This window comes from Nonomuraea sp. NPDC049419, from assembly GCF_040676995.1.
GTDB lineage: Bacteria > Actinomycetota > Actinomycetes > Streptosporangiales > Streptosporangiaceae > Nonomuraea > Nonomuraea salmonea.
Window position 1 is genome coordinate 56,989 of sequence record NZ_JBFAQB010000003.1, and the last position, 19,292, is coordinate 76,280.

General features: G+C 71.7%; 14 protein-coding genes. 7 read left to right on the forward strand and 7 right to left on the reverse strand.

Annotated features, from left to right (window positions below):
• Positions 1–55: 55 nt before the first annotated feature.
• The 6 genes from hutI to AB0K12_RS10390 all read left to right on the forward strand — a co-directional run bounded on the left by hutI (position 56) and on the right by AB0K12_RS10390 (position 8,558).
• Entirely contained in the window at positions 56–1,264 is a 1,209-nt protein-coding gene (hutI, locus tag AB0K12_RS10365; RefSeq protein ID WP_345399018.1) for an imidazolonepropionase, read from the forward strand.
• Between the two features lie 148 nt (positions 1,265–1,412).
• The gene (locus AB0K12_RS10370) at positions 1,413–2,171 is read left to right on the forward strand and encodes a DegV family protein (RefSeq protein WP_364557957.1); all 759 of its coding nucleotides are present in this window, start codon (positions 1,413–1,415) and stop codon (positions 2,169–2,171) included.
• A 749-nt stretch (positions 2,172–2,920) separates the two neighbouring features.
• Entirely contained in the window at positions 2,921–3,700 is a 780-nt protein-coding gene (locus AB0K12_RS10375) for a ComEA family DNA-binding protein (RefSeq protein WP_364557960.1), read from the forward strand.
• 388 nt (positions 3,701–4,088) lie between these two features.
• Positions 4,089–6,617 (forward strand): ComEC/Rec2 family competence protein, encoded by a 2,529-nt coding sequence (locus AB0K12_RS10380; protein WP_364557962.1) that lies wholly within the window; start codon positions 4,089–4,091, stop codon positions 6,615–6,617.
• Between the two features lie 252 nt (positions 6,618–6,869).
• Positions 6,870–7,841 carry a DNA polymerase III subunit delta gene (gene holA, locus AB0K12_RS10385; protein WP_364557966.1) on the forward strand — a complete coding sequence of 324 codons (972 nt, stop codon included), beginning with the start codon at positions 6,870–6,872 and terminating at the stop codon, positions 7,839–7,841.
• A 306-nt stretch (positions 7,842–8,147) separates the two neighbouring features.
• Positions 8,148–8,558 carry a cytidine deaminase gene (locus AB0K12_RS10390; protein WP_364559798.1) on the forward strand — a complete coding sequence of 137 codons (411 nt, stop codon included), beginning with the start codon at positions 8,148–8,150 and terminating at the stop codon, positions 8,556–8,558.
• Positions 8,559–8,565: 7 nt separating this feature from the next.
• On the opposite strand, the gene AB0K12_RS10395 is transcribed toward AB0K12_RS10390, so the two are convergent.
• Positions 8,566–9,051 carry a MarR family transcriptional regulator gene (locus tag AB0K12_RS10395; RefSeq protein WP_364557969.1) on the reverse strand — a complete coding sequence of 162 codons (486 nt, stop codon included), beginning with the start codon at positions 9,049–9,051 and terminating at the stop codon, positions 8,566–8,568.
• A 67-nt stretch (positions 9,052–9,118) separates the two neighbouring features.
• On the opposite strand from AB0K12_RS10395, the gene AB0K12_RS10400 reads away from it, so the two are divergent.
• Positions 9,119–10,453, forward strand: a complete 1,335-nt coding sequence (locus AB0K12_RS10400; protein WP_364557972.1) for an MFS transporter — start codon at positions 9,119–9,121, stop codon at positions 10,451–10,453.
• A gap of 28 nt (positions 10,454–10,481) precedes the next feature.
• Here the strand turns inward: AB0K12_RS10400 and AB0K12_RS10405 are convergent, their stop codons facing one another.
• The 6 genes from AB0K12_RS10405 to AB0K12_RS10430 all read right to left on the reverse strand — a co-directional run bounded on the left by AB0K12_RS10405 (position 10,482) and on the right by AB0K12_RS10430 (position 19,287).
• Entirely contained in the window at positions 10,482–11,174 is a 693-nt protein-coding gene (locus AB0K12_RS10405) for an ABC transporter ATP-binding protein (RefSeq protein WP_364557975.1), read from the reverse strand.
• Complete coding sequence (locus tag AB0K12_RS10410) at positions 11,171–12,088, reverse strand: ABC transporter ATP-binding protein (protein WP_364557978.1); 918 nt, start codon at positions 12,086–12,088, stop codon at positions 11,171–11,173. The genes AB0K12_RS10405 and AB0K12_RS10410 overlap by 4 nt, the downstream gene beginning before the upstream one ends.
• Complete coding sequence (locus AB0K12_RS10415; RefSeq protein ID WP_364557981.1) at positions 12,085–14,667, reverse strand: FtsX-like permease family protein; 2,583 nt, start codon at positions 14,665–14,667, stop codon at positions 12,085–12,087. The genes AB0K12_RS10410 and AB0K12_RS10415 overlap by 4 nt, the downstream gene beginning before the upstream one ends.
• Positions 14,664–17,717, reverse strand: a complete 3,054-nt coding sequence (locus AB0K12_RS10420; protein WP_364557983.1) for an ABC transporter permease — start codon at positions 17,715–17,717, stop codon at positions 14,664–14,666. The genes AB0K12_RS10415 and AB0K12_RS10420 overlap by 4 nt, the downstream gene beginning before the upstream one ends.
• Positions 17,718–17,922: 205 nt before the next feature.
• Positions 17,923–18,192 carry a 30S ribosomal protein S20 gene (gene rpsT / locus AB0K12_RS10425; RefSeq protein ID WP_113700875.1) on the reverse strand — a complete coding sequence of 90 codons (270 nt, stop codon included), beginning with the start codon at positions 18,190–18,192 and terminating at the stop codon, positions 17,923–17,925.
• A 108-nt stretch (positions 18,193–18,300) separates the two neighbouring features.
• On the reverse strand, positions 18,301–19,287 hold the full coding sequence (locus tag AB0K12_RS10430; protein ID WP_364557987.1) for a glycoside hydrolase family 18 protein: 987 nt from the start codon (positions 19,285–19,287) through the stop codon (positions 18,301–18,303).
• Between the last annotated feature and the right edge of the window lie 5 nt (positions 19,288–19,292).

Consider the following 19,292-nt stretch of genomic DNA (forward strand, 5'->3'; position numbering starts at 1 on the left):
CGGCCGTGCGCTGTGCTCTGCACCCGTACGAGGGGTCGTGCGGGGTGGTGATGCGGTGACCGTTCGACTGCTGACCAACATCGGCCGTCTCTGGACCGGCAACGAGGTTCTCAGCAACGCCGCCATCCTGGTGCACAACGACCGCATCGCGTGGGTCGGCCGTGCCCCGGACCTGCCGCAGAGCGTGCCGGGCGTCGTCGATGACATCGTCGACGTCGATCACGTCGAAAACCTGGGCGGCGCTCTCGTCACGCCCGGGCTCATCGACGCCCACACGCACCCCGTCTACGCCGGCAACCGCTACGCCGAGCTGGCGATCCGTACAGGCGGCTCCACGTCCGCCTCGATCACCGCGGCCGGCGGCGGCGTGGGCTCCACCGTCACCGTGACCCGCGGCACCGACCCGTGGACCTTGTGCAACGGCGTACGCGAGCGCCTGCGCGACTGGCTGCTCAGCGGCACCACCACGGTCGAGGCCAAGACCGGCTACCACCTCACCCGCGACGGCGAGCTGGCCGACGTGCGGCTCCTGCGCGAGCTGGAGAAGGAGCCGATGATGCCGCGGGTGCACGTCACGTTCCTGGCGGCGCACGTGGTGCCGCCCGAATACTTCGGCAGGCAGCGCGAATACGTCGAGGCCGTGGGCGCGTGGTGCGCCGACGCGGCGGCGGCCGGTGCCGACAGCGTCGACGTCTACTGCGACGAGGGCTACTTCACGACCGAGGAGTCCCGCTGGGTGCTCGCCTCCGGCCGTAACGTCGGACTGCTGCCCCGCATCCACGCCGGCATCTACAGCCGCCGCGGCGCCGTCCAGCTCGCCGCCGAGCTCGGCTGCGCCTCCGCCGACGGCCTGCACCACATGTCCGACGAGGACATCGCGATCATGTCGCGCTACGGCGTCCCCGCCGTCGTCTGCCCGGCCACGGCGCTGCAGCGCGGCCACCTGCCGCCGGTCCGCCAGATGATCAAGAACGGCGTGCAGATCGCCCTGGGCAGCGACCACAACCCCGGCTACTGCGGCATCACCTCGATGTCGCTGGTGATCGCGATGGCGGTGTCGGCGTTCGGGATGAGCGTCAACGACGCCCTGCGCGCGGCCACCCTCGGCGGCGCCACGGTCCTGGGCGCTCCTGACCGCGGCGTGCTGGCTCCCGGCCGGCTGGCCGACATCGTCCAGTGGGACGCCGACCACGAGGGCGCCTTCGCCTGGTCCTTCGGCCTCAAGCCACGCCGGGTGTGGCGGGGTGGAACGCCCGTTCAGTAGTTAATCTCGGTGTATGCCGCCCTTGGTCGCTGTTGTCACCGATTCGACCGCTTATCTGGGTTCCGTCCCCGGGGTGTCCGTGGTTCCCGTACAGGTGAACCCCAGGGGCGCTTCCGGCGCATCGGCCGCCGCTCCCGACGGTCCGCCCATGCCCCCTTCTGGGGCACCGGCCGCCCAGCCTGACTCCTCAGGCGCCTTCGACGAGGGCTCCTTCACCGGCGACCTCACCTCGGCCACGACCTCTCGCCCCTCGCCGGCCAGCTTCGCCTCCTGCTACTCCGACCTCGCCGCGGGCGGAGCATCGGCGATCGTCTCTATTCACCTTTCCGGCGAGATGTCGGGCACGATCGAGTCCGCCCGCGCCGCCGCCAGGGAAGCGGCCGTACCAGTGGCCGTGATCGACAGCCGCTCGATCGCCATGGGCCTGGGCTACCCCGTACTGGCCGCCGCCCGAGCCGCCACGAACGGCGCACCCATGGAAGAGGTGGTCTCGGCCGCCAACCGCTGCATCTGTGGCACCCGCTCGTTCTTCTACGTGGACAACCTCGAATACCTCCGCCGCAGCGGCCGCATCGGCACGGCCGCCTCCCTCGTCGGCTCCGCGCTCATGATCAAACCGTTGCTGCACATCACGGAGGGCCGCATCTCCCTCCTGGAGAAGGTCCGTACGGCCTCCCGCGCCATCGCCCGCCTGGAGGACCTGGCCGTGGAGGCGGCGGGAACCGATCCCGTGGACGTGGCGGTGCAGCACCTGGGAGCCCGGGAACGAGCCGAGCGCCTCGCGGAACGCCTCTCGAAGCGAGTGCCCGGGCTGGGGGAGTTGCGGGTGGTGGAGGTGGGCGCGGTGATCGGCGTACACGTCGGCCCGGGGATGCTCGGCGTAACCGTCACGCCCTGCGACACGTAGGGACAGGTATGTCCTCCGCGAAGGAGACATGAGCGACCAGAGCCGCTGCTTGTCCACACCCTCGGCACAAGTTCCGGCCAGTATCCCCAGAACGCCGCTCGGCCCTTCCCCGCCCACCGCCTCGCCGTACCTTCACTGCCGTGCGAACCCCCGATCCGACGGCAGAACGCGCCATAGCCGAGTCCCGGCTACGGTCGATCACCGCGCCTGCCCGCCGCGCCCGCCGCCGCCTCACCAGGCCGACCTGGGCCACCGGCATCGGTCCCGCCTACAAACCGCCCTACCAAGACACCCCAGGATCCACCACCGCCCTCAGGCCGCCGAAAACCACCACCCTCACCCCACCTGCCCACGAACCCCAGAGCGCCTCACCCGCCCGGCTTCCCGGCCTCCCCTTCGAACCACCGCCGCCCTACGTCCCGCAGCGCGCTCCCGGAGGTCGGGGAGGCCGTTCCTCATCGGCCCTTCCGCCGCCGCCACACCCTGGCACGCCTCACGACCTCGCAGCGCCACCCCACCCTGCCTCGCCACCGAATGTCCACCAGGCCCCACTTCCGAACCCAGAGGCGGACTTCGCAACGCCACCGCACCTCGACCCGCCAGCCGACCTTGGGGCATCGCTCCTCCCGATGCCCACGCACCTCACACCTTCAGCGGGCCCGCCGATGCCCGAGCACTTCGACGCTTCACCGAGCCTCGCCGTGCCTGCCCACCTCACGCCCCCAGCGGGCCTGCCGATACCGGAGCACTTGGACCATCCTCTGGGACCCGCCGGGCCCGCATACCTCAGCCGTTCAGCGGACGTCACGACACCGCTTGATCCCGACCCGCAACCGCCCCGGCCCTCAGAGCCCGGTCACCCTGCCCCGAAAGCCGTCCGCACCCCGAACCCCGCAACAGCCTCCCTCCAGTCCCTGCGCAAGCTCCTGGCCGCACAGAGCCCCACTCTCGACCCCGGGAAGCCGGGTCTACGCGTCCTGCTCGCCATCGGGGTGCTCGCCACGGCGGTGGCGGCCTTCCTCGTCTGGCGCTCGCAACCGACGCCCCAACCCCTGCCTCCGCCCGCCCCCATCACCCCGCTGTCATCGATCACCCCTTCGACCACCGCCGCCAAGGTGACCGTCCACGTCGCCGGCAAGATCCGCAAGCCGGGCGTCTACCTGCTCCCCGCAGGCTCACGCGTGACGGACGCCGTGTCGGCGGCCGGCGGCGTGTCCAAGGGCGCTTCCACAGGACAACTCAACCTCGCCAGACGCCTGATCGACGGCGAACAGATAGTCGTGGGCACCCCACCAGGCCACGCAGCACCGAGTTCCCCGATGACCGACCCCGCCACCGCCATCCTGGACCTCAACTCCGCCACCCCCGACCAGCTGGAACAACTCCCAGGCGTAGGAGAGGTCCTCGCCGCCCGCATCGTGGAGTTCCGTACCAGCCGTGGCGGCTTCACCACGATCGACCAACTCCGGGACGTCTCAGGCATCGGCCCGAGAAAGTTCGAGGAAATCAAACCCAAGGTCCGCGTCTGACATGCCCGCCCCCGACCCCACCCCCGCCACCGCACCTGGCCCAGCCGCAGCCACCAGCTCACCCACTGGCCACGCCTGGGTAACCGGCGCTACCCCTGCCCCTGCCCCTGCCCCTGGTTTTGGCCAGGGCCCTGGCCCTGGCCTCGATCCAGGTCCGGGCAGCGGCCCCCGTCCTGATCCCCGTCCTGGCCTAGGCACTGGGTCTGGCGGCGGATCCACGGCGGCTCGTGGCCTCAGGCGTGCTCCTCTCGCCGCCCGCGGCTCCGCTCCCGGTCCTGGCCGCCAGAAGCGGAGCCCTGCTGTTCCGAAAGAGCCTTCCGTTGCCAAGCCTGAGCCCGCATGGCCGCTGGCTCTTCCGGCCCTGGCCGCCTGGGCCACCGCACTGGCCTTGCTCGGTTGCACCGCGCTCGTCGGCCTGATCACGGCCGCCGGTGTCGCGACCGTCGCCGCCGTAATGGCGTGGCGCACCCGACAGCCCTCGAAAGGCCGCGCCCGTCCGGAGCCTGCCCGCCGGATCAGCCCGGGGTGGCGGAACATCATCCTCGCCACCCTCATCGGCACGGCGGCGACGGCCGCGTCCGTTGCTCTCCGCGTCCACGCCCTCACGGCCGGGCCGACCGCCGGACTGGCCGAACAGAACGCCTTCATCACCGCCCAGATCGGCCTCACCGACGACCCGAGACGCAGGCCGAACGGAACCGCCCGCTTTCAGCAAGAGAGCTACGTGATCCCGGCGACCCTCAAGATCCTCCAGACCTCCACGACGCGGCAAGCAGTGGACGTCCCCATCACGGTCTTCGCGACGGGCTCGGCATGGCGTACCTTGCTGCCCACCCAGGAGGTCGAGGTCACCGGCCGCCTGGCCAAGCCGACACCGGGCACGTCCGTGGCGGCGATCCTGCTCGTCCGCGAGGCACCCCGCCTCCTGACACCCCCGTCAACCCTGCAGACGGCGGCGGGCGCCATCAGGTCGGGCCTGAGATCAGCGGCCGACGTACTTCCTCCCGACCAGCGGGGTCTCCTGCCCGGCCTGGTCGTGGGCGACGTCTCCCGCATGGACCCGCAGGTGACAGCCGACTTCAGGGAAGCCGGCCTCAGCCACCTGAATGCAGTGTCGGGGGCCAACCTCGCCATAGTGGCGGGCGCGGCACTCGCGCTCTCCCGGCTCGTCGGCCTCTCCCTCCCTCTGCGAGCGGGCTTCGCCGCCGTCGCGATGCTGGCGTTCACCGTGGTCGCACGGCCTTCGCCGAGCGTCTTGCGAGCCCTCCTCATGGGCCTGGCAGCCGCGATCGCGATGGGTACAGGCCGCTCGAAGGACGGCGTCGCGGCCCTGTCGGCGACGGTCCTCTTCCTGATGCTGTTCGTGCCCGAACTCGCCCGCTCGTACGGCTTCGCCCTCTCAGTAACGGCCACCGCCGGCATCCTCCTCATCGCCCCCCGCTGGCGAGACAAGCTGATGGGCAAGAACAGCGCAGAGGAAAACCCCTCACCTACCGACGCAGCCCCTGACGTAATGCCTGGAAGGGGTGCCGTCGCCGGTCTTGCCCTTGTTCCGGAGAGCGGGGAGGGGGCCTCTGTTGTCGGCTCAGCTTCTTCCGGGAGGGGTTCCTCTGCGGTGGGGGAGGCACGCCCGGCCTCTCAACCGGATCCTGACGCGTCGCCGGAGAGCGGACGTAGGCGGGTGGTGCGGTTGCCGCGGTGGGCGGCGGAGGCGGTGGCGGTTCCTGCGGCGGCGCAGCTTGCGGTGACGCCTGTCCTGGTGTTGATGGCCGGGCAGCTGACGCCCGTCGCGGTGGTCGCCAACCTGCTCGTCGCGCCGGCGGTGGCGCCCGCGACGCTGCTCGGGTTCGGTGCCGCGTTGATCGCGCCGGTCTGGCTTGATGGGGCGCGGATGCTGGTGATTCCCGCCGGGTATGCGGTCGGATGGATCATCACGGTGTCCCGGTGGGCGGTGACCGTGCCGTTCGCGACCGTGCCGTGGCCGGCGGGGCTCGCCGGGCTCGGGTCACTGGTGCTTGCGGTGGCCGTGGTGGTTCCGGTGATGAGACGCCGGGCCTGGCGTGCTGTGGCGTTGACGGCGGCCGGGGCGGCGCTGGTGGCGGTGCTGGTGCTCCGGCCCATCGCCGGGTCGTGGCCGCCCAAGGGGTGGGTGATGGTCATGTGCGACGTGGGGCAGGGCGACGGCCTGGTCATCTCGGCCGGTCCGGGCCGGGGCGTGGTCGTGGACACGGGGCCGGATCCGGTGGTCATGGACCGGTGCCTGCGGAGACTCGGGGTCTCGGACGTGCCGTTGCTCGTTCTCACGCATCCCCACGCCGACCACGTGGACGGGCTGCCGGGCGTCCTCAGGAACCGTCGCGTCGGGGCCGTCGTCGTCAGCCCGCAGCGTACGGGTGCGCGGTCCGGGGGACGCATCACCGGTATGCTGCGGCAACGCGGCATACCCGAGTGGACGGTGCCGCCGGGCACCCGATGGCGGTTCGGGCCGTCGGAGCTGACCGTCCTCGCGCCCGCCCCGGTCGCGGGTGAGCTGCACGGGCAGGGTGAGGGCAGCGCGATCAACAACTCGAGCGTGGTGATGCACGTACAGTGGCGGTCCGGATCGATGCTGCTCGGCGGTGATCTGGAGACCGAGGCTCAGGACGAGCTGGCGCGGCGGTTGATCGTACGGGCCGACATCCTCAAGACGCCGCACCACGGGTCCAACAGGCAGTCACCTGAGTTCCTGGCATCGCTGGGAGCGCGGGCCGCGTTGATCAGCGTCGGAGCCGGCAACGACTACGGTCACCCGGCGACGTCCACGCTGGGTCTCCTGCGACGGCTCGGCCTCACGATCCACCGTACGGACCAGTCGGGGGACCTCGCGGTGGTGGAGCGAGAAGGTGGCGGCCTGGCAGTGGTTCCCCGTGGCCCCTAGCTTCCCGAGCTGTTCCGGTCCCGTCCCGCAGGTAGTCGGTCCCGTCCCGCAGGTAGTCGGTCCCGTCCCCCACGTAGTCGGTCCCGTCCTGCTCCGGCTGTTCGTGATCAGGTGCTGCCGCTGCTTGTTCGGACGGGAGCGCTCGCATGTGACGAACACCGAAGTTGAGCTTCTTTCGCGATCCTTGGTGTGAGGATTCGGCGGTGGGTTGCGAGTACCTAGTTGTCGGTGGGGCGTGGCATGCTGCCTGACATGGCGGGAACCGATCCAGCACCTGTGACCTTGGTCGTCGGCGATGAGGAGTTGCTGGCCGAGCGGGCGGTCAGTGGGGTCGTCGCGGCGGCCAGGAGTGTCGATCCCGGGGTCGACGTGCATGACCTCGTCGGGAGCAAGGTCACGACGGGTGAGTTGACGCAGCTGACGTCCCCTTCGTTGTTCGGGGATCGGTCCGTCGTGGTGATCCGGGGGGCGCAGGATCTCGGCAAGGACGTCATCGCCGAGATCGTGGCGTACGCGAAGCAGCCGTCCGAGGACACCGTGATGGTGCTCGCCCACCCGGGTGGGGTGAAGGGCAAGGCGCTGGTCGATGGGGTGAAGAAGGCCGGGGCCAAGGTGGTCACGGTCAGCAAGGTCACCAAGGCCGGTGAGCGGATGGAGTTCATCAAGGGGGAGTTCAAGCGGGCCGGGCGGAACATCTCGGGCGATGCGGCTCAGGCTCTGCTGGATGCGGTGGGGAACGATCTGCGGGAGCTGGCGGCGGCCTGTTCGCAGCTGATGTTCGACACCGAGGACAAGACGATCAGTGCGGCGTCGGTGGCTCGCTATCACAGGGGGCGGGCGGAGGTGACCGGGTTCAACGTCGCCGACTCGGCCGTGGAGGGGCGGCTGGCGGAGGCGCTGGAGCAACTGAGGTGGGCGCTCGGCACCGGTGTCGCTCCCGTGCTGCTGGTCAGTGCGCTGGCCGGTGGGTTGCGGTCGCTGGCCAAGGTCGGCAGCGCGCCTCGCAACCTGCGCGGCGGGCAGTTGGCCAGTCATGTGGGCATGCCGCCGTGGAAGGTCGACCGGGTGAAGCGGCAGCTCAACGGGTGGGGGCCTGAAGGGCTGTCGCGGGCCATCCAGGCGGTGGCTCATGCCGACGAGCAGGTCAAGGGTGGGGGAGCGGATCCGGCTTACGCCCTGGAGCACACGGTGCAGGTGATCGTGGCGAGCCGCACCGGACGGTGAGCGCGGCCTCCGCGTCGGCTAAGGGCTGGAACGGGAGGTAAGGGTTTCCGGCTGACGGTTGGAGCAGGAAGCCAGGGCTGACGGTTGGAGCAGAAGGTCAAGGCTGCGGGTTGGAGCAGGAGGTCAGGGCTGCGGGTTGGAGCAGGAGGTCGGGGCTGAGGGCTGGGCAGGGAGTGCCGGGTGCGTCGGGCTCGGCGGTGTTGGCCGGGCCGTGGCGATGCGGGGATCAGGGAGGTGACCGGGCGGGCTGCTGGGGGGTGCTGAGCGGGGTTCTGCGTGTCGTGATGGATGTGGGGGGTGCTGGTGATGGCCGGGCGTGGCGAGTGGGTTGACGATGAGGTGGTGCGGGCGGCGGCGCACGTTGCGGCCACTCGGTGCCGGGGAGACGAGCACACCATGGCGGCTGCTGCTCGGGCTCGGGATGGGCGGATCGTTACCGGGGTGAACGTCTATCACTTCACCGGTGGGCCCTGTGCCGAGATGGTCGTCGTCGGTACGGCGGCTGGGCAGGGGATCTACGACCTGGATGTCATGGTCGCCGTGGGGGATCGTGATCGTGGTGTCGTGCCGCCGTGTGGGCGGTGCCGGCAGCTTCTGCTCGATTATTTCCCGGAGATCAAGGTCATCGTCGGCACCTCGAACGGTCTTCGGATGGTGCCTGTCGCTGAGTTGCTGCCGGTCACCTACGTCTGGGCGGATCATCAGCTCGACGCATGAGTACGGGCTAACGGGTGGTTTCGGCGTGGTGGAGCAGCGTTTTGAGGAGGCCGTCCAGGTGGGCCTGATCCTCGGGGGACAGTGCGTTGACCATGGAGGCTTCGACCTCGGCGCGGATGGTCATGGCCTCCATCCACAGGTCGTGGCCCTTCGAGGTGAGCTCCACGTCCACCCGGCGGCGGTCCTCGGTGCTGCGGACCCGGCGTACGAGCGCTGAGCGTTCCAGCGTGTCGAGGCGGCCCGTCATGCCCGCCGGCGACAGGAGGAGGTCGGCGGCCAGCTCCGACGGCGTCGCCACGCCCCCGCGGGCGACGAGGCGGTGCAGGGTCTCGAACTCGAAGTCCTGCATGCCCACCTCCGACAGGGCCGCCTCCTTGGTGTGGGCGATGTGTTTCACCAGGAACTGCAGGCGGGTCACGATCGCCTCCACCCGTTCGTCGAAGGGGGCCTTGCCGCGCCAGCGGGCCAGGTGACGATCGACCGAGTCCTCCATGCCTGGGAGCATAGGGCAGTGATTAATTCGTTGACGTAATGTTCGGTAACGAAATATTGTCACCGGCATGGTGATGCGGCTTCTCATCGGGCGATGCCTGTCAGCGCTGGGCACGGCGCTCATTCCGACCACTTTGACGCTGGCGGTGCTGCGGGCCGGGGGTGGTGAGGGAGAGCTCGGTCTGGTGCTGGCGGCCGAGCTGGTTCCGTTGCTGGTGTTGCTGCCGGTGGGCGGGGTGCTGGCCGATCGGGTCAGGCCCGCGCGGGTGGTGCTTCTCGCCGACCTGACCCGGTGCCTGTCGCAGGCGGTCATCGCCGGGGAACTGCTGCTCGGTGTCTATCGGGTGGCCGATTTCGTGGTGTTGTCGGCGGTGGCGGGGGTGGCGATCGCCTTCGGGAGTCCTGCGGTGCCGCGGCTCGTGGTGGCGGTGGTGCCCGGGCCGGACCGGTTGCGGGTGAACGCGCGGATCGGGGTGGTGACGAGCCTGTCGGCGGTGGCCGCGCCGGCGATCGCCGGGACGATCACGGTGGTCGCCGGGCCTGGGTGGGCGGCGGGGGTCACGGCTGTGGTGTTCGCGTGCTCGGCATTGACGCTCGGCGGTGTCCGCTCGCCGGTCCTGGCGCCGGAGTCCGGTGGTGTTCGGACGCCGGAGTCCGGTGGTGTTCGGGCGCCGGAGTCCGGTGGTGTCCGGTCACGGGTCCTGGCGCCAGGGTCCGGAAGTGTTCGGGCGCCGGGCCTGACGGTGGGGTCTGGTGGTGTTCGCCGGCCGCTCCCGGTCGGGCGGGAGCCGGCGGCCCGGGGGCTTGGGTTCGGGCCGGAGCTGGTCGAAGGGTGGCGGGAGATCGGCAGGCGGCCGTGGTTCGTGGCGTGCGTGGTCGGGCACGGCGTGTGGCACTTCATGGCCGGGCTGTTCCTGACGCTGGGGCCGGTCGTCGCCGTACGGGATCTGGGCGGTGAGGCGAGCTGGGCGCTCATCCTGCAGTGCGGCACCGTCGGGATGGTGCTGGGCGTGTTCCTGGCACCTCGGCTGCCGGTCCGGCGGCCCCTGGTCGTCGTGCAGATCGGGGCGGCCTGTTACGTGTTCCCGATGGCGGCGCTGGCGGCCGGGGCGCCGCTGCCGGTCATGGCAGGGGCCTACGCCGTGGCGCTGTTCGGGCTGGGGCTGCTCAGCCCGTTGTGGGAGACGGTGGTGGCCGACGAGGTTCCGGAGAGCGCGCTGGGGCGGGTGCGGTCGTTCGATCAGCTGATCTCGTTCGCGTCGCGGCCGTTCGGGCTGGCGGTGGCCGCGCCGCTGGCCGGGGTGGCCGGGATCGCCGCGCCGGCGGTCGTGGGCGGCGTGCTGGTCGCCGCCGCCAACCTCATCGCCATCGCCTGGGCGCCGGGACGCGTCCGGCGGAGGTGACCGGGGCCGGCGAGCGCGGATGACCGTCTCAGGTCAGGGCGGCCTCGTGGACGACGCCGTCGCTGATCTCCAGCACCCGGTCCGCCACCGTCATCAAGCTCGGGTCATGGGTGGCGACCAGCGCCGTGACCCCCTCGCTGCGGACGAGCGCCCGCAGCAGCTCCATGATCTGCCGCCCGGTCTGCGAGTCGAGCTGCCCGGTCGGCTCGTCGGCCACGAGCAGCCGGGGCCGGTTCGCCAGGGCGCGGGCGATGGCGACGCGCTGCCGCTGCCCGCCGGACAGCTCGTACGGCCGCTGGTTGACGTGCTGCTCAAGCCCGACGAGCGCGAGCAGCATGCGGACCCTGGCCTCGCGCTCGGCTGCGGGCGCGCGCATCAGCCGCATCGGCACGCCCACGTTCTCGGCCGCCGACAGGACGGGGATCAGCCCGAACGACTGGAACACGAACCCGACGACGTCACGCCGCACGGCGAGCAGCTCGTCCTCGGACATGGCGGTGATCTCACGCCCGTCCACGACCACCCGGCCGGTGTCCGGTTTGTCCAGGCCGCCGATCTGGTTGAGCAGCGTGGTCTTGCCGGACCCCGACCGCCCGCGCAGCGCGACGAGTTCTCCGGGGAAGACGGAGAACGACACGTCCCGCAGCGCCACGACCTCCTTGGGCCCGGTGCGGTAGACCTTGCGCAGCCCTTCGACCTCGACCAGGGGCGACTGACTCATTCGGACGGCTCCTCTCGGGCGGGCCACACGCCGATGTGGTCGGATTCGAGTTCGAGGCGCACGCGCCGTTCCATCTCCAGGGCGTTCATGAAGTCGCGCGGGAGCTGGAGGCGTCCGACGCGGTCGAGTACGGCGTACTCCTCGGCGATGATCTGCCCTTCCGCGCCCTCGCGGCGTACGGTCTCGCTGCTGGTGCGCCCGTCGCGGATGCCGACGGTGCGGTCCACCTGCTCGGCCACCAGCGGGTCGTGGGTGACGATGACGACGGTCACGCCCAGCTCCCTGTTGGCGGTGCGCAGCGACTCGAAGACCTGCTCGGACGTCTCGCTGTCCAGCTCGCCCGTCGGCTCGTCGGCGAGGATGAGCTGCGGCGAGTTGGCCAGGGCGACGGCGATGGCGACGCGCTGCTGCTGCCCGCCGGACATCTCGGGCGGCCTCCGGTCGGCGCAGGAGGCGACGCCGAGCAGGTCGAGCAGCTCGCCGGCGCGCTCGCGGCGGAGCTTGCCGGCCAGCTTCATCGGCAGCTCGACGTTCTCCTTGGCGGTCAGGTACGGCAGCAGGTTCCGCGCCGTCTGCTGCCAGATGAAGCCCACCACGGAACGCCGGTAGCGCAGCCGGTCGCGCGCGGTCATCGACAGCAGGTCCATGCCGGCCACCCTGGCCACGCCCGCGGTCGGCACGTCGAGCCCGGACAGCACGTTGAGCAGCGTGGACTTGCCGGACCCCGAGGCGCCGACGATGGCGACCAGCTCGCCCTTGTCGATGACGAGGTCGAGACCCTGCAGCGCGACGACCTCGACGCCCTCGGTCTTGTAGATGCGGACGAGGTTGTCGCACACGATGTGCGCGTCCCCGCCGAACGCGGCCTTCTCCTTCGTGGCCTTGGCTTCCAGCTCGGACAGGGTCGGGTTCATGTGAGGTCCCCCACTCGAAGGACGGCGCCGAGACTGCGGCGGCGGCTGATGGCGGTGTGGACGTACGCGCCGAGCACGGCGACGACGGCGAGCCCGGCGGCCAGCGCGCTGGGCAGGACGGGGTCGGGTGAGTAGTCGCCGACGGGCAGGTCACCGGCGTAGGACGACAGGTCGACGCCGGGCCCGAGCGCGGCGGGCAGCGCCAGGCCGAGGCACAGACCGGCCAGCGCGGTGACGATGATCATGGGCATGATCTCCAGGACGGTGAGCCGCTGCGCCTGCCGGTCGGACAGGCCCAGCGTACGCAGGAAGGAGACCGCCCTCGCGCGGTCGGCCGCGCCGACGATGAGCGTCAGGACGACGGCGAGCAGCGCGTAACCGGCCAGTGCGGCGGTCACGATGGCCAGCGTCGTGCGTACGGTGCTGGTCAGCGGGTCGTCCTGGATGGCGGCCAGCGCGCCCTCCTGGGAGATGACGGTGGCCGACGGCGCGAGCGCGGCCAGCTCGGCCACGTCCGCGTCGCCCTTGATGAGCAGCGTGTTCACGGCGGGGCGCAGCTGGACGCCGATCGGCACGATGAGGAACTTGCCCTTGGTGAAGAAGCCGGGCACCGACTCGACGACGCCGCGGGTGGGCAGCTTGAGCCGGGACTGCCAGCCGAGGTCGAGCGTGCCGCGCCCGCGCAGCTCGGGGGAGACCAGCACGCCTTCCGACAGCGGCGGCACGCTCACGGGCGCGTCGGCCAGGATCGAGCGCCATTGGGCGACGTCCACGGCGAGCGCCTCGGCCCGCTCGGCGCCGTACCCGACCTGGACCTGGCCCCGCTGGGCGAGCACGACCTGCTCGACGCCGGGCACCGCGCGGATCTTGTCGATCGTCTCGGCCGGGATCTCGATCTCGGACGTCATCTTGATCGGCGCGCCGGTCTGCTGCCAGGACGCCAGCCGCTGGGTGCCGGCGATGCCGTCGGTGACGACGGCGGCGAAGACCGACACGGCCAGCGCGGGCAGCAGGATCAGCACCGGCATGACGGCGGCGGCCCGCGCCCGCGCCGCCCTGGTCAGCCCCAGGAACGGCACCGCGGCCCGCCCGCGCGCGGCCAGCCTGACGATCAGCCGCAGCGGGTACGGGTAGCAGCGCAACGTGACCAGCGCCGCCGCCACGGTCAGCGCGACCGGCACCACCAGCAGGAACGGGTCCTGCCCCGCCGACGCGCTCAGCCCTCTGGCCCGCAGCAGGTACGCCCCCGCCACGGCCAGCACGACGATGAGCACCTCCAGCGTGATCCGCCGGGCGGACGGGCGCGCGGCGGCGACGTCCTCGCGCCGCTCGTGCAAGGGGGTGCGGTGGGCCAGCGCGAGCCGTGCGGCGGCGAAGCCGACGGCCACCAGCACCACGAACACCGGCCCCGCGTGCACGATCGGCAGCACGGGCCCCGGCACCAGGTACGACAGCGCGTACCCCGCGACGGCCCCCGGCACGACGGCGACGGCGGTCAGCCCGGCCGCCGTGCGGGCCACCTGCCCCAGAGACCCGCCACGGGCCCTGGCCAGCGACAACGTGTGGTCGAGCCGGTCGGCCAGCAGTTGCAGGGCCAGCACGATCACGCCGAGCGCGACCGCCAGCAGCCCGCCGAGCACGAGGGACATCACGGTCTGCGCGGTGGACAGCTCCGCCTGGAACCCGGTGAGCAGGTTGGGCAGCCCGGTCTCCAGCCGGTACGGGCTGACGGGCCCGTTCGACTGCACGTCCACGACCCGGCCGAACTCGGCGACGTCGTTGAGCAGCCCCGGAACGGCCAGCGCGGTCGCCCCTCGGGGGTCGAGCGGCAGCGTCCACCGGTAGGCCAGGTTGCGTCCCTCGCCGCTCAGGACGGCCAGCCCGGCGTCGGACAGCAGGGCCGTGGCGTGCTTCTCGAAGTCGAGGCTGCCCGGCGGCTGCTGCTTCAGCACGTGCAGGAGGTCGTTGTGGTGCGACCAGTAGCGGTCGTCGGGCTGCTTGGCGCGGAAGATGCCGACGATCTTGACGGCGGCGTAGTCGTGCTCGCCGATCACCGTGGTCTTGCCGATGCCGAGGCCCATCTCCCGCTCGGCCTCATCGGCGATCCCGGCCTCGAACACGGGGATCGTCTCGCCCTCGTACCGCATGGTCGAGGGCGCGCCGGGGGCGCGGCCGCGCACCCATTCGACGCGCTGGTCGGCGTCGGACAGCCAGCCCACGTTGAGGTAGGAGGAGCCGCCGGTGCCGGCGATGGGGGTGAGCGTGGTCTTGGCGCTCGAGTGGCCGGGCCCGGTCACGAGGGGACGCAGCCCGGCGGGCAGGATCTCGTGCCAGAGGCGGTCGCGGGTGTCGAACTGGGCGCGCTCGCGCAGGTCGAGCGCCGGTGACCAGGACCCGACGGTGACCGTCAGGTCGGTCTGCACGCCGGGCGCGCCGGTCAGCGCGCGCTGCAACGCCTGGTCGTACGCCGATTCCGTGGCCCGCGGCAGCCCGGCGACCAGCAGGCAGGCGCTCAACGTCAGCGCGAAGAGCACGGCCAGCGGGCCCAGGTGGACCCGGGCGAGCAGCCACGTCCTCACTGTTCCTCCCGAAGGCTGAGGCCCTGGCCGCGTACGGTGCGTGCCAGCCCGGCGAGGATCGCGAACAGCACCGCCGTCACCAGCACCAGCATGAGGGCGGTCGCCGCCCAGGGGATGTCGAGCAGCACCCCGGGCGTGACGGCCGCGGCCTGCCCGGTGAGCACGATGTGCGGCACGACCAGCTCGCCCACGACGATCGCGAGCCCGGTGCCGGCCAGCAGCGACAGCCCGACGACGAACGCCTGCTCCATGGCCAGCATCCCGAACACCTGCCGCGGGCTCACTCCGAGCGCCCGCAGGATCGCGAACTCGGCCAGCCGCTCACGCGCCGCGACGGCCGCGTTCACCAGGAAGCCGAGCGCCGCGAACACCAGCGCCGCGAGGAAGCCCAGCATGAGCGCCCCCTGGAGCCCGCTGGCCAGCGGGTCGTCCTGGAGGGTGGCGGCGAGTGCGCGCTGGTCGAGCACGGTGACGTCCCATTCGGGGTGGCTCTTGAGCGCGGCCGTGGCGGCGCCTGGGTCGTCGGTGCCCAGCCACCATTCGGTGGCGGGCCTCGGTGGCTGGGCCAGGGCCAGCTCGTACGCCTGCATCGTCTCCCAGTCGGCGAGTACGGCCTGCTGCCCGGCCGTGGTGGTCGGCATGCTCTCGACGACGCCCGCGACCTTCACCTGCAGCACCCGGCGGTCGATGCTGACCCGCCCCGACTGCCCGGGGGAGAGCTTGAGCGCGGCGGCCAGGTCGCCGGTCAGCACCACCGGCATCGGCCCCGGCTGCGCTCCTTGGACGAACGTCGCGGCGCTGCTGAGCTCGGCCTCCATCGTCAGTGGCGGCGCGGCCACCTGCTGACCGTCGGCGCTCAGCCCGGTCACCTTGAGCGTCGCGCTGCCCGAGGGCGCCCCGGCGATCACGCCGAGCAGCGACACCGGGTAGGTGATCTGCCCCTTCCGCCCGGCCAGCGCCCGCAGGTCCACCTCGACCTGGCTGGTGCCCGCCTTGAGGACGCCGAGCGGCACGTCCCGCCAGACGCCGAGCGCGTCGGTGAGCACCAGCCGCGCCGCCACCTCGTCGCTCGCCTCGGCGTTCACGGTGAGTCTGGCGGGCTTCCCCGGCAGCTGGAGCCGGTCCGTACGGCTGCCGGCCAGCGTCCGCGACAGCTCGCTCACCGGCTGCTCCGACAGGTCGGGGCGCAGGTGGAACAGCTCGCCGAGCTTGCTCGCGTCGAGCGTGACCAGCATCGCGTTCTCGCCGCCGACATCCGCCTGCCCGCGGAAGCCGGGCGATGCGGCGCCGATGCCGGGCAGCGTGGTGAAGGCGGTGCCGCGCCCGAGCGAGCCCAGCTCGGGACCGTCCGGCGGCCCTGACAGCCGCAGATCGGCTCCGGCCTGGTGGCGGGCCTGGTCGAGCTGGGACGTACGCCAGGTCGCTGCGGTCGCGAGCGACACGATGCCGATCGCGATGGCCATCGTGAGCAGCAGCGCGGGCCCGGCGTACTTGAGCGGGCGCCGGCTCACCTGCCAGGCGCCGAGCGCGGGGGCGAGCGCGGGCCGCCTGGAGGTGATCTTCTCGGCCAGCTTGGACACCCGCGGCACCAGCCGCAGCCCCAGCATGCCGCCGGTGAGCAGGGCCAGCGCGGGCCCGGAGATGATCAGGGGGTCGATGCCCAGGCCGCCGGTGGCCGTCGTGGTCACGGGAGCGCCGTAGCGCTGCAGCTGCCAGATGGCGAGCCCGGCCACGACCAGCAGCGCGAGGTCGGCGCCCGCCCGTTCGATGAGGCCGCGCCCGCCGCCGCGCCCGCGCGCCGCCTGCTCCTCCACGTACGTCCGCCGCGCCCCGGCCAGCGCCGGCGCCATCAGCAGCACGGCCGCGGCCAGCGCCACCCCGAACGACACCAGGAACGTCCCCAGGTCGGCCGACGGCGACAGCCGCACCCCGGCGGCCTCGATCCACGGCAGCCGGTTGATCGCGGCCAGCAGCGGCGGGCCGAGGAACGGCGCGATCACCGCGCACGGCAAGGCCACCAGCAGTGCCTCACCGCCCGCCAGCACCGCCAGCCGCACGGTTCCCGCGCCGCGCGAGCGCAGCAGCGCCACCTCCATGCGGCGGTGGTCGGCCAGCAGCCGCGCGGTCAGCATCAGCGCGTACGCGGCCAGCAACAGCAGCTGCAGCACCGGGATCAGCATCGTGGAGCGGGCCACCAGTGAGGCGGTGTCGAGCTGGGTGAGGATGTCGGGCAGGTGGCTCGCGGCCACGCAGCTGCCGCAGCCGGCCGCCTTCAGCCGCTGCTCCAGGCCGGCGACCGCGCCGGCCATCGGGCGCAGCTGCTCGGGGGTGAGCGCGCGCAGGTCGGGGACGGCGGTCCAGGTGGCGTTCACGCTGGTGGCGAAGCGGGCGACGAACGTCTCGCGGGGCACCATCAGCGGCCCGTACGTGGTGAAGTCGCCGCGCTCGACGCCCCGGCTGAGCAGCTGCTCGCCCGCCCAGCGCGCCCCGAACGGGTCGTCGAGCTGGAACACGCCGACCACGCGCACCCGCACGGGACGGCTGTCGAGCCGGCCGCGCGTGGTGAACTCCTGCCCGACCTTGAACCCGGTCTCCGAGGCCGCCGGCAGCGAGATGACCGCCTGCACCGGGTCGTCGCCCGGCTGCGGCCAGGCGCCGCTGACCAGCCGCGCCTGCCGGTCGAGGCCGTCGTAGCTGCCGAAGCGCAGCAGCTCGGGCCGCTGCCTGCTCTCCTGGCCCGGCATGGTGTAGGAGTCGGAGCGGAAGCTGGTGCTCAGCTCGGGCGGGCGGGTGTAGGCGCCGGTCAGCTCCGCGCGCACGGCCTTGTCGAACTCGGGGAACGTCTTGGCCGTGACGGGGGCGCTGACCGTGGCGGCGATCTGTTCGTAGGAGGCCGTCTCCATCGTCCTGCGGACGCCCGCGTCGGCGATGGAGGAGGCGTACATGGTGAGCGCCACCAGCGTGGTGGTGGCGAGCAGGATCGACCCGAACGCGGCCAGGAGAAGCAGCGGCTCGCTGAGCGCCCTTTTGACGACCAACGGCCCCCGCATGCATCCCCCTTTGTCGTGTTTAGTGCACCTTCGGGGATGGCGCAGGTGGCGGGCAAGGTGATCTCTGCAACGGTGACTCACCCGATACGGCTGTGTGATATCGAAACCGTGACAAAACGGCTCCAGAGACGACAAGAACGCCGCACTCCGGACACGTGGAGTGCGGCGTCGAGAAGCGCCGTAGCCGCTGCCGCGGCGTCGCTGCTTACTTGGCGGCCAGCGCCGCGGCCTGCTTGGCGATCGCGGACTTGCGGTTGGCGGCCTGGTTCTTGTGGATGACGCCCTTGCTCACGGCCTTGTCGAGCTGGCGGGCGGCGACCCGCTGAAGGGCCACGGCCTGCTCGACGTCACCCTGCTCGGCGGCCTCGCGGAACTTGCGGACGGCCGTCTTCAGGGACGACTTGACCGCCTTGTTGCGCAGGCGAGCCTTCTCGTTCTGCTTGTTGCGCTTGATCTGGGACTTGATGTTCGCCACGAAGAAGCCTCGGTGAAAGTCTGAGTGATGGATGGGGCGCGCGGGCTCGAGAGAGGGCGCGCCACACGCAGTAGCCCAGGCTACCAATAACCGAGGCGGCTGCTCAAATCAACGCCACCGTGTCATGTACTCGTGCCAGTCCTCTTCCGTCGCGGCGAAGTCGACATAGAGGGCCAGGCCGAAGCGCTCGCGCCTGCCGTGGTCGGTCAGCGCCAGCCGGGCGCCCTCCGCGGCCATCGCCACGCTCTCGGCTCCGTCCAGCCAGGGTACGCCGTGGTCGTGGTACGCGGGCGCGCCGACGTAGAGGGTCTTGTCCTGCGGCACCAGGTCCAGCGCGAGCCTGGCCTGGCGGGCGACGTGGCCGCCGTACAGGGACTGGAGCGGGGTGAAGGAGTCGTACGTCATGACCGCCACCTGGTCGACCCGGGCGGCGACCTCCTGGAAGTAGCCCTGCGACCAGTACTTGTCGTGGCCCAGCGCGGCTCTGGCGGCCAGGCGCAGGCCCCAGTAGGGCTCCAGCTGCGGGGTCGAGGTCGACAGCAGTCGGGTGTGTCGCCTCGTCCGCTCCAGCAGCTCCAGGAACTCGGTGTCGCCGTCGCCGATGGGCTCGAAGTTGTAGTGGATGCCGTCGAAGCCCTGGTTCATGATGGCGGCGACGCCGGCCAGGACGTTCGTGCGGGAGCGGGGGTCGTCGAGGTCGAGGGTGCCGTCCACCTTCTGGCCGAGCCAGGCGGAGACGCGGAGGCCGGGGAGGTGTTTTCGTACCCATTGGACGAAATTTCCGGCGTTGGGGTATTTAGCGGGATCTAATCGGCCGTCCGCCTCGAACGGGCCGGAGTGGACGTACAGGTCCTTGACGCCTGTCGTGCGCAGCCGTACGGCGAGCTGCTCCAGGTCGCGCTCCGTGCGGCGGCCGTCCACCCACGCGTGGCCGAGCCAGAGGGCGTCGTTGCCTGTGCTCTTCGCCCAGGCCGCCGGCGCACCGGTAAACTGGAGGCGGAGCGCTGCGGCGAGCAGGCCGGCCAGCGCGACCAGGACGGCCAAGGCAAGCGCGATCAGGCGCAGGCCGCGGCGGATGACGGTTCGGGCAATCACCCGGG

Coding starts and splice junctions, on each gene's coding strand:
- holA (WP_364557966.1), top strand. CDS start 6,870: ATGGCGGGAACCGATCCAGCACCTGTGACCTTGGTCGTCGGCGATGAG.
- AB0K12_RS10405 (WP_364557975.1), bottom strand. CDS start 11,174: ATGAGTCAGTCGCCCCTGGTCGAGGTCGAAGGGCTGCGCAAGGTCTAC.
- AB0K12_RS10370 (WP_364557957.1), top strand. CDS start 1,413: ATGCCCCCTTCTGGGGCACCGGCCGCCCAGCCTGACTCCTCAGGCGCC.
- AB0K12_RS10410 (WP_364557978.1), bottom strand. CDS start 12,088: ATGAACCCGACCCTGTCCGAGCTGGAAGCCAAGGCCACGAAGGAGAAG.
- AB0K12_RS10420 (WP_364557983.1), bottom strand. CDS start 17,717: ATGCGGGGGCCGTTGGTCGTCAAAAGGGCGCTCAGCGAGCCGCTGCTT.
- AB0K12_RS10395 (WP_364557969.1), bottom strand. CDS start 9,051: ATGGAGGACTCGGTCGATCGTCACCTGGCCCGCTGGCGCGGCAAGGCC.
- AB0K12_RS10390 (WP_364559798.1), top strand. CDS start 8,148: ATGGCCGGGCGTGGCGAGTGGGTTGACGATGAGGTGGTGCGGGCGGCG.
- AB0K12_RS10400 (WP_364557972.1), top strand. CDS start 9,119: ATGGTGATGCGGCTTCTCATCGGGCGATGCCTGTCAGCGCTGGGCACG.